General features: G+C 68.0%; 20 protein-coding genes. 5 read left to right on the forward strand and 15 right to left on the reverse strand.

Translation table 11 applies throughout. From position 1 onward, the window contains the following. Window positions 1–37: 37 nt before the first annotated feature. Window positions 38–937 (forward strand): glycine betaine ABC transporter substrate-binding protein, encoded by a 900-nt coding sequence (locus ACRXBZ_RS07660; RefSeq protein WP_433878446.1) that lies wholly within the window; start codon window positions 38–40, stop codon window positions 935–937. Window positions 938–989: 52 nt separating this feature from the next. Here ACRXBZ_RS07660 and ACRXBZ_RS07665 read toward each other — a convergent pair whose 3' ends face one another. The 3 genes from ACRXBZ_RS07665 to ACRXBZ_RS07675 are packed head-to-tail and all read right to left on the reverse strand — an operon-like array spanning window position 990 to window position 2,305. Next, complete coding sequence (locus tag ACRXBZ_RS07665; protein ID WP_433878447.1) at window positions 990–1,205, reverse strand: hypothetical protein; 216 nt, start codon at window positions 1,203–1,205, stop codon at window positions 990–992. Window positions 1,206–1,208: 3 nt separating this feature from the next. Continuing rightward, window positions 1,209–1,490, reverse strand: a complete 282-nt coding sequence (locus ACRXBZ_RS07670) for a DUF397 domain-containing protein (protein ID WP_433878448.1) — start codon at window positions 1,488–1,490, stop codon at window positions 1,209–1,211. Between the two features lie 11 nt (window positions 1,491–1,501). Continuing rightward, complete coding sequence (locus tag ACRXBZ_RS07675; protein ID WP_433878449.1) at window positions 1,502–2,305, reverse strand: helix-turn-helix domain-containing protein; 804 nt, start codon at window positions 2,303–2,305, stop codon at window positions 1,502–1,504. Between the two features lie 196 nt (window positions 2,306–2,501). Between ACRXBZ_RS07675 and ACRXBZ_RS07680 the strand changes: the two genes are divergently transcribed. Then, window positions 2,502–2,783, forward strand: a complete 282-nt coding sequence (locus tag ACRXBZ_RS07680; RefSeq protein WP_433878450.1) for a hypothetical protein — start codon at window positions 2,502–2,504, stop codon at window positions 2,781–2,783. A gap of 107 nt (window positions 2,784–2,890) precedes the next feature. Here the strand turns inward: ACRXBZ_RS07680 and ACRXBZ_RS07685 are convergent, their stop codons facing one another. The 7 genes from ACRXBZ_RS07685 to ACRXBZ_RS07715 form a co-directional block, all read right to left on the reverse strand. After that, entirely contained in the window at window positions 2,891–3,457 is a 567-nt protein-coding gene (locus tag ACRXBZ_RS07685) for a hypothetical protein (RefSeq protein ID WP_433878451.1), read from the reverse strand. Window positions 3,458–3,497: 40 nt separating this feature from the next. Further along, complete coding sequence (locus ACRXBZ_RS07690; protein WP_433878452.1) at window positions 3,498–4,166, reverse strand: hypothetical protein; 669 nt, start codon at window positions 4,164–4,166, stop codon at window positions 3,498–3,500. Between the two features lie 32 nt (window positions 4,167–4,198). Next, on the reverse strand, window positions 4,199–4,516 hold the full coding sequence (locus tag ACRXBZ_RS07695; protein ID WP_433878453.1) for a hypothetical protein: 318 nt from the start codon (window positions 4,514–4,516) through the stop codon (window positions 4,199–4,201). Then, the gene (locus tag ACRXBZ_RS07700) at window positions 4,516–4,818 is read right to left on the reverse strand and encodes a hypothetical protein (protein WP_433878454.1); all 303 of its coding nucleotides are present in this window, start codon (window positions 4,816–4,818) and stop codon (window positions 4,516–4,518) included. The genes ACRXBZ_RS07695 and ACRXBZ_RS07700 overlap by 1 nt, the downstream gene beginning before the upstream one ends. Window positions 4,819–4,824: 6 nt before the next feature. After that, window positions 4,825–5,133 carry a YbaB/EbfC family nucleoid-associated protein gene (locus tag ACRXBZ_RS07705; protein ID WP_433878455.1) on the reverse strand — a complete coding sequence of 103 codons (309 nt, stop codon included), beginning with the start codon at window positions 5,131–5,133 and terminating at the stop codon, window positions 4,825–4,827. 303 nt (window positions 5,134–5,436) lie between these two features. Further along, on the reverse strand, window positions 5,437–7,389 hold the full coding sequence (locus ACRXBZ_RS07710) for a vWA domain-containing protein (protein ID WP_433878456.1): 1,953 nt from the start codon (window positions 7,387–7,389) through the stop codon (window positions 5,437–5,439). After that, the gene (locus ACRXBZ_RS07715) at window positions 7,389–8,789 is read right to left on the reverse strand and encodes an ATP-binding protein (RefSeq protein ID WP_433878457.1); all 1,401 of its coding nucleotides are present in this window, start codon (window positions 8,787–8,789) and stop codon (window positions 7,389–7,391) included. The genes ACRXBZ_RS07710 and ACRXBZ_RS07715 overlap by 1 nt, the downstream gene beginning before the upstream one ends. Window positions 8,790–8,907: 118 nt before the next feature. Between ACRXBZ_RS07715 and ACRXBZ_RS07720 the strand changes: the two genes are divergently transcribed. Beyond that, window positions 8,908–10,146, forward strand: coding sequence for a serine hydrolase domain-containing protein (locus tag ACRXBZ_RS07720; protein ID WP_433878458.1), 1,239 nt, complete (start codon window positions 8,908–8,910; stop codon window positions 10,144–10,146). 41 nt (window positions 10,147–10,187) lie between these two features. On the opposite strand, the gene ACRXBZ_RS07725 is transcribed toward ACRXBZ_RS07720, so the two are convergent. From ACRXBZ_RS07725 to ACRXBZ_RS07735, 3 genes are all read right to left on the reverse strand, one after another. Continuing rightward, window positions 10,188–11,108, reverse strand: a complete 921-nt coding sequence (locus tag ACRXBZ_RS07725; protein ID WP_433878459.1) for an MBL fold metallo-hydrolase — start codon at window positions 11,106–11,108, stop codon at window positions 10,188–10,190. A 68-nt stretch (window positions 11,109–11,176) separates the two neighbouring features. Further along, window positions 11,177–11,971, reverse strand: a complete 795-nt coding sequence (locus ACRXBZ_RS07730) for an SCO1664 family protein (RefSeq protein WP_433878460.1) — start codon at window positions 11,969–11,971, stop codon at window positions 11,177–11,179. A 5-nt stretch (window positions 11,972–11,976) separates the two neighbouring features. After that, window positions 11,977–12,543 (reverse strand): DUF3090 domain-containing protein, encoded by a 567-nt coding sequence (locus ACRXBZ_RS07735; protein ID WP_433878461.1) that lies wholly within the window; start codon window positions 12,541–12,543, stop codon window positions 11,977–11,979. Window positions 12,544–12,914: 371 nt separating this feature from the next. Between ACRXBZ_RS07735 and ACRXBZ_RS07740 the strand changes: the two genes are divergently transcribed. Next, window positions 12,915–13,847, forward strand: a complete 933-nt coding sequence (locus ACRXBZ_RS07740) for a S66 peptidase family protein (RefSeq protein WP_433878462.1) — start codon at window positions 12,915–12,917, stop codon at window positions 13,845–13,847. On the opposite strand, the gene ACRXBZ_RS07745 is transcribed toward ACRXBZ_RS07740, so the two are convergent. Next, a complete protein-coding gene (locus tag ACRXBZ_RS07745) occupies window positions 13,844–13,975 on the reverse strand; it encodes a CGNR zinc finger domain-containing protein (RefSeq protein ID WP_433878463.1) in 132 nt (43 codons plus the stop codon). The genes ACRXBZ_RS07740 and ACRXBZ_RS07745 overlap by 4 nt on opposite strands. On the opposite strand from ACRXBZ_RS07745, the gene ACRXBZ_RS07750 reads away from it, so the two are divergent. Then, on the forward strand, window positions 13,974–14,603 hold the full coding sequence (locus ACRXBZ_RS07750; protein ID WP_433878464.1) for a nucleoside/nucleotide kinase family protein: 630 nt from the start codon (window positions 13,974–13,976) through the stop codon (window positions 14,601–14,603). The genes ACRXBZ_RS07745 and ACRXBZ_RS07750 overlap by 2 nt on opposite strands. A gap of 19 nt (window positions 14,604–14,622) precedes the next feature. Here ACRXBZ_RS07750 and ACRXBZ_RS07755 read toward each other — a convergent pair whose 3' ends face one another. Next, the gene (locus tag ACRXBZ_RS07755; RefSeq protein WP_433878465.1) at window positions 14,623–14,946 is read right to left on the reverse strand and encodes an antibiotic biosynthesis monooxygenase family protein; all 324 of its coding nucleotides are present in this window, start codon (window positions 14,944–14,946) and stop codon (window positions 14,623–14,625) included. Window positions 14,947–15,050 lie beyond the last annotated feature (104 nt).

The following is a 15,050-nucleotide window of genomic DNA, read 5'->3' on the forward strand; positions in this document are numbered from 1 at the left end:
ACCCGGCTCGGCGGTCGCCTTAGAAAGGCAGGTAGGAATGTTGAGCAGAAGACCACGAAGACTTGTCGCGCTCCTCGCCGCATTGTTCGCCTTGGTGCTGGTCGCCGCGGGCTGTGGTGGCCGGGAAGCCCAGACTGGCCAGGAGGCCAAAGCGATCAACATCGGCTACATCGCTTGGGACGAGGACATCGCCGTCACCTACCTCTACAAGGATCTGCTGGAGCGACGGGGCTACCGGGTCAACGTGACCGAGTTGGAGGTTGGCCCGATCTACGCCGGTCTCGCCCAGGGCAACCCGGACCTGTTCCTGGACGGCTGGCTGCCGGAGACCCACGGCGACTACTGGAAGCAGTACGGCCCGCAGCTGGAAGACCTCGGTGTTTGGTACAACCAGGGCACGCTGAACATCGCCGTGCCCAAGTACCTGACCAACGTGAACTCGATCGCCGACCTCAAGGGCAGGGGCGGCGAGTTCAACGGTGTGATCACCGGCATCGACCCGGGCGCGGGGCTGAGCCGGACCACCAAGGACAAGGCGATCCCGGCCTACGGGCTCGGCGGTGAGTACACCCTGCAGACCTCGTCGACCACCGCGATGCTCGCGTCGCTGGAGAAGGCGATCAACGAGCAGAGGCCGATCGTGGTGACGCTGTGGCATCCGCACTGGGCGTACGCGAAGTACCCGCTCAAGGACCTGCAGGACCCGCAGGGCGCGATGGGCAAGGCCGAGGAGCTGCACGCCATCGGCCGCGCGGGCTTCAGCCAGGACTTCCCCGAGGTCACCGAGATGATCAAGAAGTTCAAGCTGACCGACGAGCAACTAGCGTCATTGGAGAATGAGATCAACAGTGCCCAGAAGGGTCAGGAGCAGCAGGCCGCCAAGAAGTGGGCCGACGCGCACCCCGAGGTGATCAACTCCTTCGCACCAGGGCAGTGACGTAGCCCTCGAACGGCCGGTGGGAGCACGCCACCGGCCGTTCGCGTTGCTGCTACCGGGGATTCCGGATTCCGTCGATCAGGCGGGTCCAGTTGTCCCCGCCCCGGCCCGCGGCGATGGCCCGGTCGTAGTGCGCCTTGATCGCGCGCGCCTCGTGGATCGGGCGATTTCGCGCGAAATCGCCACCTTCCAGGCGTGGCGAGTGACGATTTCGCGCGAAATCGCCACTACTGCCATAGGGCCGCAACTTCACCGCGGAGCGGATCATCGGTCACGCGAGGTCGAACCGCCCGGCCCTGACGGCGGCGACGAAGCTCCCCCACCGAGCCCCACCGAACCAAATCTCCGGCCCACCAGGATTCTTCGAGTCCCGAGCCCCGACAACCTCGTCAGCGACGGCGACCTCGACGCATTCGCCGTTGTTAGCGCTGTAACTGGACTTCCGCCAGTCAGCCCCGCTTCGGGGCGCGAACGCGATCTCGACACAGTCACCGTTGTTCGCGCTGTAGCTCGACTTTCGCCAGGCCAGAACGCGAGACGCCAACGCGGACATGACTCCTCCGGCTATGCCTCCGACATCAACGCCTTGATGAAACCAACCGATTCGGCTGGTTCAAGCGCGACGTGTTGCAGGTTTTCGGCGACCAGTGTATAGGTCCGCACGTCATCGGGATCCTGCACGTAGATTGCGCCATCCAGGTGTTCGAGGTAAGCGATCGGCCTCGCTTCGGAAAAGCCCAACACCACAAACTGCCCAGTGCCGCCAGCGTCGTGAGGTCCGCACTTCGGGCGCAGCACCTGCAGAGTGATGTTCGGCCGCTCAGCGAGCTCCACCAGGTACTCGTACTGAGTCTGGCGAACCTCTCTCGAACCCACCGCCAAGCGCAACGCGGCTTCACCGATAACCGCGTGCAGATTCAGCGATCCAGCTCTGGTGACATACTGCGAGCGAGCCAGCCGAAAAGAAACGAACCGCTCGCTGTGGTTACGCCTGACGAAACCTGTGGCAGCTGTAATCGCTTGTGCGTATTCCTCGGTCTGCATCAGGCCAGGCAGCGCCATGGGCTGGTAGGTGAACTCCGATTCGGCGAGTCCTTCGAGTCCGACGAAGGTTTTGAACCAGTCCGGCACCACGTGCGCCCAGGGTGCCCACCAGGACTTGGAGTCACCTCGGCCGCTCAGGGACGCCAACCGGTCGACGGTTCGTTCGTCCGCGCCGCAAGCCCGCAGCGCTTCCGCGATGTCGTCGGGATGTTGCTGGTAGCGACCGCTTTCCATGTGGCCGAGCTTCGGCTTGGTGATGCCGGTTGCCGTCGCAAGTTCCGACAACGTGAGTCCGGCCTGCTTGCGGTACGCGGAGAGTTCCACGCCGATCAACCACCGCAGCGCGGACGGGTCGTTTCGCCCTGACACCAGCACACCTCCGTAAACCACCGATCGTCACGCATCGTTCCAGGCGCGAACACAAGCTGTCACACCAGCCGATTGAGCGATACCTTCCACGATACGTATCGCAGTACCGTCGGCAACGCAAGTGATCAACCGAATCGACGAGGAGGAAACCATGCCACCCGAACCCGACATCTGGGCGCCCGAGCCCGAGGAATACGCGCTCGTGCGCGAGGAAATCCAGCGCGCTCCCAAGCTTTTCGCGCTGTGCGAGCTCGAGCGGGATGACGACGAGTGGGAACTGACCGAGGGCCGGGTGCTCGCCTGGGGACTCGCCTTCGGCGACCGCGCCGAGGTCGTCAGCATCGATGGTCGCGGCCGTGGCTCCTTCTGCTCCCCCACCCGCGCCGCCGAGACGTTCGCCCACACCGCCGAGGTCCGCCTCGTCTACCCCTGACGGCCGATCGCTGACAGGTGCTTACGAATGCCCCAACTGCAGAGCTGGGGCATTCGCCTGCACCGGCCTCGACGGCAACATCGAGGCCGGAAGCGGGGAAGGAGCGGCTACTTCCGAAGATGCTGGGCGACATCGTTCGCGGCCTTGGTCAGCGCCGATTGGATGGCGTCTCGACCGAGCCCCGCCGCCCCGCCCGCGGAAACTCCATTTCCCTCGTAACGAAGCTCAACGGTGACGTTTCCAGCCCGGAAGTCAATGTACCCGTTGCGGTCATCGAATGCGCCGTATGCCTCGTCGCCAAGACCGCTGATTGTACCCTTGTCCACCATGCTCTTGCCCTTGCGCATGGTGGAGAAGACATCCTGTGCGATCTTAACTCCGCTGACTTCGTCTTGCCCCATCGGCTTTTCGTGCAAAAAAAGCTGGACTGCCAGGCTCTGCCGGTACGGTGCCACGCCTTGCGCTGGTGGATCCGGTGTCTCGTCGGTCCGGTACTGCCATCGACACGTGTCCGCCCTACCAGGCGTCGTACCGACATTCTCGCCGTGCGCGCCGCCGACGATATCCTGTATGGACTGCGCACTGACCACATCGCAGGCATCCGGAATGACAGCAAAGGGGTCCAGTGGGGCCTGTTGGCTCGAACATGCCGCGAGAACAGGAGCAGCGACCAATGCCACACCGATCGCAAGTGGCGACTTCCTTAGCATGGCATCAAACTCGCTTCCGGACGTTCCAGCCTCCGGTGTCCACAGACGACGATGGGATCGTCTCCGGAACCTTGAGGTCTGTTACCTCCTGCTTGAGGTCCTGCCCGGTTCGCCGGTACTCAGAAATCGCTGTCTGCGCTTGCGTGACCACCTGACCTGCAATCCTGATAAATTCAGCGATAGCGTTGGCTATAGGTTCGGCAACGCCGATGAAAAATTCCTTGACATGGGCAATCACTCCACCCGTAGCCTGTACGATCGTGGCGGCACAGTTGATTAAGGCCGCAATCGCTTGGTTGTAGAGATCGGTCATCGTGGAAGCGATGTCCTGGAGGTGATCCGACATCTTCCCGAATACGGTACCGGCGCCGTTAAAAACCTTTTCAAGGTGATCAATGTAGACGCTGAAGCTATCGAAGGCCGATCCTGACCAATACGCCTTTAGATCCGCCCTTGCATTCGTAATCGAACCCACGGACTCGTCAATCGCTTTTTTCGCGTCAAAACCCCACGCGTCGACTCGCGGCGAAATATTCTCGGGATGACCCAGAAGATCGCGAATAGTGTTCACCATCCCAGCTACGGCACTCTGGCCGAGCTTTTTCGCGTACTCCAGAACCCTTTGCGCTTCTTCTTCCGGAAACGGCGTGAGCACTCCCAGAGCGGCAGTCACAGTGACCCTTTCATCTCACAATTGACGGAAAACTAAATGCTCGCTTTCGTGTACCCGAACTTCTCGTAATATTCGGCGTCGCGGCTTTCGTAATCGTCAGCCACTGCTTTCAGGGTGCTGGCAGCTTTTTCGAGAACTTCTTGGCCTTCTTTGAGACGATCCAACGCGTCAGCAAGTGCCAAGTTGTGGTTCCGCGTCGCGGATGAAGGACTGCCAAGGAGTCCGAGGTCATCCTCGTCGAGATCCTTACCGGCCAGCGCCTGGAGGGCTTTACCCCAAGCGTCGGCGGCGTCGTAGAGAAACTTGACGTTTTTGCGTAAAGCCTGGGGGACGACGGTGTAGTCGCTCATCAGATCCAGCCCTTCGGTTCTTCGGGTTCGCGAAGTTGGCGCACCTGTTCCTCGCCTTGTTCGAGAGCGCGCTTGATGGCCGCGGCCAGGCTTCGCCCGTTGGCGTAGCGAAGCTCCTCGGGGTTTAGCCGTACATCGACGAGCTGTCCGTATGTGGTCAACACGAGCTGCCCGAGTTCGCTTTCCAGGTCGACCACGACCTGTTTTTCGCGCAGCCCCTGTGCTTGCTGCACCGCCCGCTTGTAGCGGTCTTGTGCTTGGGCCAGTTCTTCTGCGATGCGTTCTGATGGCTGCTTTGGCACGGTCGTTCAGCTCCCAAACCCCGGAAGGGCCCCGATCATCTTCGCGTTGGAGTCATCGGTCGCCTGCGCCCGTGCGGAGTTGATCGCCTCCAGGATCTTTCCTCCCAGCGCCGATGGATGGCTGGAGCGCAGTTCCGCGTCAGGTATCGACAGATCCTGAAGTGCCCCAAGCCCGTTCACTCGCGCGACCACGGCCCGGTCCGTCGATAAGCCCGTGTAGCTGCGTACTGCGGCCTCCTCCCGCAGCGCGTGCATGATGTTCTGCTTCTCCTCCAGCTCCGACAACATCGCCTCGAAGTCGGGAAGTTCTGACACGACTACCTCCGGTTCTTGCCAAGCCCGGTACGGCGCCTACGAAATCCTGCAGTAGCCGGGGCGACCGAACCGACCTATCTCCCGACGTTATCCGCATGATCTTCGGCAGCCGAGCATATCCAGCAGCTTTTGCGACCGGGGCAGATCGCGCGAGTAGCGCGGATTCCCTTGGCGAGCTCACCCGTATGGCGCAACACGATGTCCAGGAAATGTTCGCCTGGTCACCAGCGACGCGAAGCCGCGCGTTTCATGTGGTTGATAACTGACACGCAGATTAAGCTTGCCCTCACCGGATCGGGTGGTTCAGCGGCGGCGCTTGGTGCGGAGGTAGTCGCCGACGACCGCCGCGCCGAGGCCGTCCGGGGTGGGCGCCAGGACCCGGCCGCCGCCGCGGCGGGCCACGATGTCCACGAATGCCTCCAGGCGGGGGTCCTCGCCGAGCATGAAGACGCTCAGCGTGGCGCCCAGGCGGCGCAGGGCGTCCACTTCGGACAGGGTGACCTGCAGGGTGTGCCGCGTCGGCGGGTACTGGAACACCGCCTCGCCGTCGGGTTCGAGGTGGGCGGTGGGCTCGCCGTCGGTCACCACCAGCACGACCGGCTGGGCGTCCGGGTGGCGGCGCAGGTGGCGGCCCGCGAGCAACAGCGCGTGGTGCAGGTTCGTGCCCTGCTCCCAAACCCCTTCCAGCGCAGCGAGTTCACCGACGTCCACAGTGGACGCATAGCGTCCGAAGGTCACCAGTTGCAGCGCGTCCGAGCGGTACCGGGTCGCGACCAGGTGGTGCAGCGCGAGGGCGGTGCGCTTCATCGGCACCCAGCGGCCGTCCTGCACCATCGACCACGACGTGTCCACGCAGAGCACCACCGCCGCGCGCGAACGCTGCTCGGTCTCGGCCACCTCCAGGTCCGAAATGTCCAGCTGCGCCGAATCCGGCCCCTCCGCCGCGCGCCGCAGCACGGCGTTGCGCACCGTACGGACGGCGTCCCACGGCTCCGCGTCGCCGTAGCTCCACGGCCGCGTGGTGCCGGTCAGCTCCCCCGCCGCGCCCGCGCGGTCGGTGTCGCGCTCGCCGCGCCGCGACCGGAGCTGCGAGATCACCGAGCGCAGCGCGGTCTCCCCGAGCCGGCGCAGGGCGCGCGGCGACAGCCGCAAGCTGCCGTCGGGTGCCCGTTGCAGCAGTCCCTGCTGCCGCAACTGCTGCTCGATCTCCGACAGCCGCTGCGCATCGACGACGGCCTGCGGGCCGAGCTGCCGCTCCAGCGCCTCCAGGTCGATGTCCTCCAGGCTCGCGCCCGGATAGGCCTGCCCGAGCTGCTCCGCCAGCCGGTCCAGCTCACCGAGCTCGGCCATCGCCGCCGTTGCTTCGGCCAGCCCCATCGGCTGGTCGCCGCGGAACCGCGCCCGGCCCGTCCAGTCCTCGCCGGGCCGCAACCCCTGCAGCTGCCTGTCGAGCCGCTGCAACGCCTGGGCGATGCGCGGGTCGCCGAAGGCCTGCTGGGACAGCGACATCAACTCGGCGCGCTGCTGCTCGCTCATGGAGTTCAGCAGCCGCTGGGCGGCCGCCGAGCGGGCCGCCAGCGCGTCGATGAGCTCGTCGACGTTACGTGGGTTCTCCGGGAAGAACTCGCCGTGGGTGGCCATGAACTGCTCGAACTTCTGCTGGATGCCGGAGTCCCCGCGGGCGTGCGCGGCCAGCAGCGCCGACAGGTCGTCGAGCATTTGCCGCACCCGCTCGACGTCCTCGGGCGTGACCTGTTGCATCGCCTGCTTCATGCCCTGGAAGCGCTGTTCGAGGAACTCGGTGCCCAGCATCTGCCGGATCTCCTCGAAGGTCTCCCGCGCGTCCGGCGACCGCCAGTCGTAGTTCGCCAGCTCCGAGACCTGGCCCGCGACGTCCGGCGGCAGCGCGTCCAGCTGCAGCTCGCGGAACCGCGCGTCCTCGCCGGTGTCGGCCGCGAGCGCCAGCCGCTCCGCCTCCAACGCGCGGTCCAGCAGCCGACGGACCTCGGAGATCGTCCCGTCCAGCCGGTGCCGCCGCTGCATCTCGCTGCGCCGCTGCCACAGCCGCCGGGTCAGCTCATCGAGACCAGCGACGTCGCGGGTGCCGGTGCGCAGCAACTCCTCCAGCGCGGAGCGCGGCGAGGCGCCTTCCATGACATCGCGGCCGATCTGGTCCAGTGCCGCGCGCAGATCCACCGGCGGCGTCAGGGGATCCGCCCCGCCGTGCCACGCGTTGTACCGGAACCGGCGGCTCATCAGCTGTACACCGACCGGTCGTCATCGGCGTCCTTGCCGAGCCGCTTCGCCAGGTACAGCGACTCCAGCGCCAACTCGACGGCGCTGGCGATGCGCCCCGGCGGGTCCCCGGCGCGCACCCCGAGCCGCTCGGCGACCTGGTGCAGCACCGGCAGCTCCGGCAGCGCGGTGAGGACCTCGCGCCCGGCGACGCGCTCACCGGTGGCCACCGGGTGCCCGTCGACGACGGCCCGGGCCAGCGGCTGCAGGTCCAGCCCGGCGAACAGGCCGCGGGCGGTGTCGGCCACCGAGCGCCGCAGCAGGTAGCCCAGCAGCTCGTCCTCGCGGCCCTCCTCGCCCGCCTCGAACTCGATCTTGCCGCGCAACACGGCGGGCACCGCCGCCAGGTCGACCGGCCGCGCCACCGCCGGGTGCTCGCCGGTCACTGCGGACCGGTGCAGCGCGGCGGCCGAGATGGTCTCGGCGGCGGCGATGGCGAACCGGGCCGACACCCCGGAGCGCTGGTCGACCGCGGCGGATTCGCGCAGGTGGCCGACGAAGCGGGCGAGCACCTCCAGCAGGTGGTCGCCGACCTCGGCCGGCAGGTCCGCCTCCTGGCGCACCAGCGACACCTCGTCATCGACGTCCAGCGGGTAGTGGGTGCGGATCTCCGCGCCGAAGCGGTCCTTCAGCGGCGTGATGATCCGGCCCCGGTTCGTGTAGTCCTCGGGGTTGGCGGTGGCGACCAGTAGCACGTCCAGCGGCAGCCGCAGGCTGTAGCCGCGGATCTGGATGTCCCGCTCCTCCATCACGTTCAGGAGCGCCACCTGGATCCGCTCGGCCAGGTCGGGCAGCTCGTTGACGGTGACGATGCCGCGGTGCGCGCGCGGCACGAGTCCGAAGTGGATCGTCTCCGGGTCGCCCAGCGAGCGGCCCTCGGCGACCTTCACCGGGTCCACGTCGCCGACCAGGTCGCCGACCGAGGTGTCCGGGGTGGCCAGCTTCTCCACGTACCGCTCGCTGCGGTGCCGCCAGGCCACCGGCAGGTCGTCGCCGAGCTCCACGGCGCGACGGCGGGAGGCCGGAGTGATCGGCTGCAGCGGGTGTTCGCCGAGTTCCGAGCCCTCGATCACCGGCGTCCACTCGTCCAGCAGTTCGACGAGGCTGCGCAGCAGCCGCGTCTTGCCCTGGCCGCGCTCGCCGAGCAGCACGACGTCGTGCCCGGCGATCAGGGCGCGTTCCAGCTGCGGCAGCACGGTCTGGTCGAATCCGACGATGCCGGGCCACAGCGCCCGGCCGGAGCGCAGCGCGGTCAGCAGGTTGGCGCGCAGCTCGGCCTTGACGCTGCGCGGGGCGTGGCCGCTGGACCGCAGCTCCCCTACCGTGCGGGGCAGCCCTTCGGGTTGAGTCGGGGTCGTCACGCCCCCGACGCTACCGGCAGGAACCGACAAGCGCTGCCATAGCAGAAAGGATTTCGTATGTGGGCGCTGTGGAGTAGAAACACCAAGTAACCCACGATGGCACGCGCAGGAGGATCAAGTGGGCCTGGAAATCGAGGTCGACCCCGGCGAAGCCGGTTTCGACGCCGCCCGGCTGAACCGGATCGACGAGCACTTCGCGAAGTATGTGGAGGCCGGCAAGCTGCCGGGCTGGCTGGCGCTGGTGTCCCGGCACGGCAAGATCGCGCACCTGTCGACGCACGGCATGCGCGACATCGCCAGCGGCGCCCCGGTGCAGACCGACACGCTGTTCCGGATCTACTCCATGACCAAGCCGGTCACCTCGGTGGCGATCATGATGCTGCACGAGGAGGGCGCCTTCCAGCTCACCGACCCGGTCGCCGACTTCATCCCGTCGTTCGCCGACCTGCGGGTTTACCGCGGCGGGACGGCCCACGCCCCGCAGACCCGCCCGGCAAGCGAGGACATGCGGATCTGGCACCTGCTGACGCACACCTCCGGCCTCACGTACGCCTTCCACTACCTGAACCCGGTCGACGAGCTCTACCGCCGCGCCGGGTTCGACTTCGACATGGCCGCCGACCTCGACCTGGCGGGCTGCTGCGACGAGTGGGCGAGCATGCCGCTGCTGTTCGACCCGGGCACGGCCTGGAACTACTCGGTGGCCACCGACGTGCTGGGCCGGATCGTGGAGGTGGCGTCCGGGCAGACGCTGGAGGAGTTCTTCCGCACCCGCATCTTCGAGCCGCTGGGCATGACCGACACCGGCTTCGCGGTGGACCGCGCCAACGCCGACCGGCTCGCCACCCTCTACGCGGCCGACCCGCAGGGCAAGGCCCGCCCGCACCCGAAGCACGCGGAGCTGCACGCGGCGGCGTTCGAGCTGCCCAAGGCCCTCTCCGGCGGCGGCGGGCTGTTCTCCTCCGCGCACGACTACCACCGGTTCACGCAGATGCTGCGCCGCGAGGGCGAGCTCGACGGCACGCGCCTGCTCGGCAGCCGCACGGTGCGGTACATGACCCGCAACCACCTGCCCGGCGGCGCGGACCTGGAAACCCTGGCGCTCGGGTCGTTCTCCGAGGTGGCCAACGCGGGCAAGGGCTTCGGGCTGGGCTTCGCGGTGATCGACGACCCGCTGGCGGCGAAGGTGATCGGCTCCCGGGGCGAGTTCTCCTGGGGAGGCCTGGCCAGCACCGCGTTCTGGGTGGACCCGGCCGAGGACCTGACGGTGCTGTTCCTGACCCAGCTGATGCCGTCGAGCACCCACCCGATCCGCCCCCAACTGCACCAACTCGTCTATCAGTCTCTAGTGGACTGATCGCCGTGAGCGTTTTTGGGTGCTATGGCACCCAAAAGCGCTCACGGGCTCAGCAGACGGGATTCGCCGATGGCGAGGTCCCAGAGCTGCTCCGGGTCGCGGCCGGTGTCGCGCCAGGCCTTGCGGACGCGGGTCAGCGGTTCGACTACCGGTTCCCGGGTCAGCACGAATGTCGCCCAGTGCATCGTCGCCGCGTACCTCGCGCCCAGATCCGCCACTGCCCGCACCGCCTCCTCCGGGTTCATGTGCACCGGCTTCATGAACCACCGCGGCGCGTACGCGCCGATCGGCACCATCGCCACGTCGATGCCCGGATACCGCTGCCCGATCTCGGCGAAGTGCGGGCCGTAGCCGGTGTCCCCGGCGTGGTAGACCCGGTGCTCCGGGCCGGAGATCACCCAGCTGCCCCATAGGCTGCGGCAGGTGTCCCGCGGGCCGCGGCGGCTCCAGTGTTGCGCGGGCGCGAAGTCGAACGTCAGCCCGGCGACCTCCGCGGACTGCCACCAATCCAGCTCGACGACCTCGGTGAAGCCGCGGCGCCGGAACCAGCGGCCCATCCCGGCGGGCACCAGCACCGGGGTGTCGCGCGGCAGCCGCAGCACGGTGGGCGCGTCCAAGTGGTCGTAGTGGTTGTGGCTGATCACGACCGCGTCGACTGGCGGCAACTCGCCGAAGGAGACACCCGGCGGCGTCAGCCGGCGCGGCACGCCGGGAATCCGGGACGACCAAACGGGATCGGTGAGCACCGTGGCCCCGGCCATCCGCACCACGTAGGTCGCGTGGCCGACCCAGGTGACCGCGGTGTCCTGCGCCGTGACCGGCGGCAGCCCGGTGCGCAACACCGGGATCCGGTTGGAGTCCTCCACCCGGCCGCGGAATCCGCCAGTCCACATCAGCCGCATCACGTCGCTGAAGCGGGGCCGCGGCGCACACAGGCGGTCGGCGTAGGAGGGCTGGATCATCGGCTGCTGGTACCGGGTTCGCACCCGACCAGATTGCCCCGCCCGGCAGCCGGTCCGCACCCGCGGCTTCAGAACGCGGGCCAGGGGATGGCCGGCCATTCCCCGGAAGGAGCGGGGAACGTCCCGTCCTCCAGCAGCCGCTCGATGCGCGCGTTGACCGCCTGGACTTCCTTCGGCGTCACGTGTTCTGCCAGCTCAGCGGCCAGCGGTCCCTCCATCAGGGCGCGCAGCTCGCTGAGCCGGTCGACGACGTCGGCCGGCAGCGGCCGGCCGATCCAGCCCCAGAGCACGGTGCGCAGCTTGTCGTCGGTGTTCAGGCTCACGCCGTGATCGACGCCCAGCACCTGGCCGTCCGGCGCGTGCAGGACGTGCCCGCCCTTGCGGTCGGCGTTGTTGATCACGATGTCGAGCACCGCTAACAGCCGCAGCTGCTCGTGGTCGGCGTGCGCCAGCACCACCGGGTCGCCGCGGTGGTCCTGGGCGCGCAGCACCGGCAGCCAACCGTCCGGCACCTCGCCCGGGGCGACGATGTCGACCAGCTGCGAATCCTCTTCGGTGTCCACCCACAGCTGCACCATGCCCGGCCCGAACGGGCCGTCGCGCAACAGCGTCGGCGGGATCAGCCCCCAGCCGGTGGCGTCGGACAGCAGGTAGGACGCGACCTCGCGACCGGCGAGCGTGCCGTCCGGGAAGTCCCACAGCGGCCGCTCCCCGCGCACCGGCTTGTAGACGCACTCGGCCGAGACGCCGTCGGCCTCGATCCCGCAGAACAGCGTCGCGTTGGACGCCTCCACCAGCCGCCCCTGCACGTCCAACCGGCCGTGCAGGAGCAGTTCGCGGACCACGGGATCACCGGCGCGCACGCCGGTCAGACCTCTTCCGAACGGCGGTAGCCATTCTGCCGCGGGCAGATGTGACCGGCCGGGTCCAGCGGTTCGGCGCACAGCGGGCACGGCTTCCGGCCGGCGTTGATGACGCGCTCGGCGCGCTCGGCGAACGCCCGGGCATGCGCGGGGCTGAGGAACACCCGCAGCGCGTCGGGGCCCTCCTCGGTGTCGTCGAGGACGACCGACTCGTCGATCTCCTCCTCGGTGACCGCGAGCAGCTCGACGACCACCGCTTCGGTCTCGGCGTCCCAGCCCAGCCCCATCGTGCCGACCCGGAACTCCTCGTCCACCGGCGCCTCCAGCGGATCGGTGTCGACCAGGTCGTCGGGGGTCTGGGTGGGCAGGTCGGTGTTGAACCGCCGCTGCACTTCCTCCAGCAGCGCGCCGATGCGTTCGGCCAGCACCGACACCTGCTGCTTCTCTAGCTGCACGCTCACCGTGCGGACGTCCTCGGACGCCTGCAGGTAGAAGGTGCGCTCACCGGGTTCACCGACCGTTCCGGCGACGAATCGGTCGGGTTGACGGAAGACGTGGATGACACGAGCCATGGCACCTCTGACACTAGGCTACCGAGCGCTGGCCGTACGCGGCTGGCCCCCGTTTTGTTCATCACCGTTTCGAACCGGCGCGGTTTCCACCGGGTCATCCGCCGGTTTACTCGCTGAGCGCCCCTTTCGACCACCGGTTTCACCAATGTTCGCCATCGGCGAACTCCAGCGCGTCATGCCGGGTGCGGATACTCTCACGCGCGGTGGTCAAGATCGCGGGATGGAGCAGGCATGAGTAGCCCTGTGTCAACCTCAGTCCTCCTCAACCGCACCCCAGGGGACCGTGACGCAAGCCAGCCACAAGAAACCATGCAACGGGAGATTGAGCTGGACGCAACCACCACTGTGGATCGCGGAGAGGCGGACCAGTCATGAGCATGCGCGAACTACGTCGCCCGCACAGGCTGCGCAGCGGGGACACCGTGGCACTCGTCGCCCCCGCCGGGCCGGTGCCCGAGCACCTGCTCGACGCCGGGCTGGCGCAGCTGCGCTCGTGGGGCCTGAACGCGCGGGTCGGCAAGCACGTCCGGGACCGCCATCCGCACCTGGACTACCTGGCGGGCACCGACGCCGACCGCGCCGCCGACCTGCAGGAGGCGTGGTGCGACCCGGACGTCACCGCGGTGTTCTGCGTGCGCGGCGGCTACGGCACCATGCGGATCCTCGACCACCTGGACTGGGCCGAGATGGCCGCGGCCGGGCCGAAGGTGTTCACCGGCTCCAGCGACATCACCGCCCTGCACGACGCGTTCGCCACCCAGCTCGGCGTGGTCACGGTGTTCGGGCCGATGCTGGCCACGAAGGCGTTCGTCGAGGATCCCGCGGCGCGGGAGCACCTGCGCCGCACGCTGTTCCAGCCCGAGTCGGTCACGATCCTGACGCGTTCCAGCGCGGGCGCGCTCGTGCATGGGCGCGCACGGGGCATCACCTACGGCGGCAACCTGAGCATCGTCGCGGGCGCCCTTGGCGCGCCGGACGCACCGACCCCACCGGAGCGCGGGATCGCCATGCTCGAGGACGTCACGGAGGACCCGTACCGGCTGGACCGGTTCGTCACGCAGTTGCTGCGCGCGGGCTGGTTCGACCACGCCGCCGGGATCGCGCTCGGTTCCTGGACCGAATGCGGGCCGCTGGAGGAGGTGCGCGCGGTGATGTCGGACCTGCTGAGCGGTCTCGGCGTGCCGATCATGTGGGAGCTCGGCTTCGGCCACTGCGACGCGCAGCGCACGATCCCGCTCGGCGTGGCCGCCGAACTCGACACCGACGCGCAGCGCCTCTCGATCCTCCAACCGGCGCTGCGCTAGTTGGCCTTCCGCCGGGCGTAGTGCTGGCGCGCCTTCGCCCGGTTGCCGTACCGGGCCACCGAGCACCACTGGCGGTTGCGCGCCTGTGAGGACACGCCGTCGGCGCCGCTTGATACGTTCGGTCCCATGCGCGTCCGCCCCATCTCCCCCGAACTACTGGTCGCGGAGGTGGTGGAGCGCATCGACGGGCTGCGAGGACCTTGGGCGCGGGTAGCTGTGGACGGCGCGCCAGCCGCCGACACCGGCGATTTCGCCGACGCCCTCGTCGAACCACTGCGATCGCTGGGGCGCGAGGTCGTCCGAGTGCGCACCGCGGACTACCTGCGCCCCGCTTCGCTGCGGCTGGAGCACGGGCACGACGACCCGGATTCGTTCTACGAGAGCTGGTTCGACTTCAAGGCCCTGACCCGGGAAGTGCTGAACCCGTTGTCCCCCAGCGGTAGCGGCCAGGTCCTACCGGCCTTCTGGGACGCCGAGGCAGACCGCTCGCCTCGCCTCCCCCGCACCACCCTCCCGGAGCGAGGAGTGGCCATTGTGGACGGACCGCTGCTGCTCGGCGCAGGCCTGGCCTTCGACTTCGCGGTGCACCTCTGGCTACCGGAAGCCGCCCTGGAACGGCGAACCCCCGCTCCCGACCACTGGACCCTGCCCGCGTTCCGGCGATACGCCGAAGAAGTCGCCCCGGAACGCCTCGCCGACTACGTGGTCCGCGTCGACCGACCGGGCCGACCCGCCGTGATCGACAGCCTGGAATGAACCGGCGGTAGCGGCCGGATCAGACGTGATGGCTGGATTCGACCCGGTAGAGCGCCGGCTCGTACGTGGCGATGGCGGCCGCGGCCTGCATGTGCTCCTGCGCGGCCGGGTTGGCGAGCATCGCCCTGAAGTCTTCCTCGCTACGCCACTGGGCGTAGTTCGCGACGTGCGCGCCATCGAGGCTGGCGTGGATGTTGGCCGACACGAACCCCGGCAAATGCCGCATCACCTTCTCCGTAGCGGTGTCCAGCAGCTCCACCAGTTCCCGCTGCCGCGCGGCCGCAACGGTGAAAACGTTGATCAAGGTCGTAACCGGAGCGTCCGGCTCGATTGTCGTAGCCATTGGTAGTCAGGGGCGCGGTGCCGTTGCCGGCCCGTTTCCCCATCCCCCTTTCAATCCGTACGTGCGGTTTTCCCGCATACGGCTTACCGATGATCTTCTTGGCA

This window comes from Saccharopolyspora hattusasensis (genome assembly GCF_050972075.1).
Classification (GTDB): Bacteria; Actinomycetota; Actinomycetes; order Mycobacteriales; family Pseudonocardiaceae; genus Saccharopolyspora; species Saccharopolyspora hattusasensis.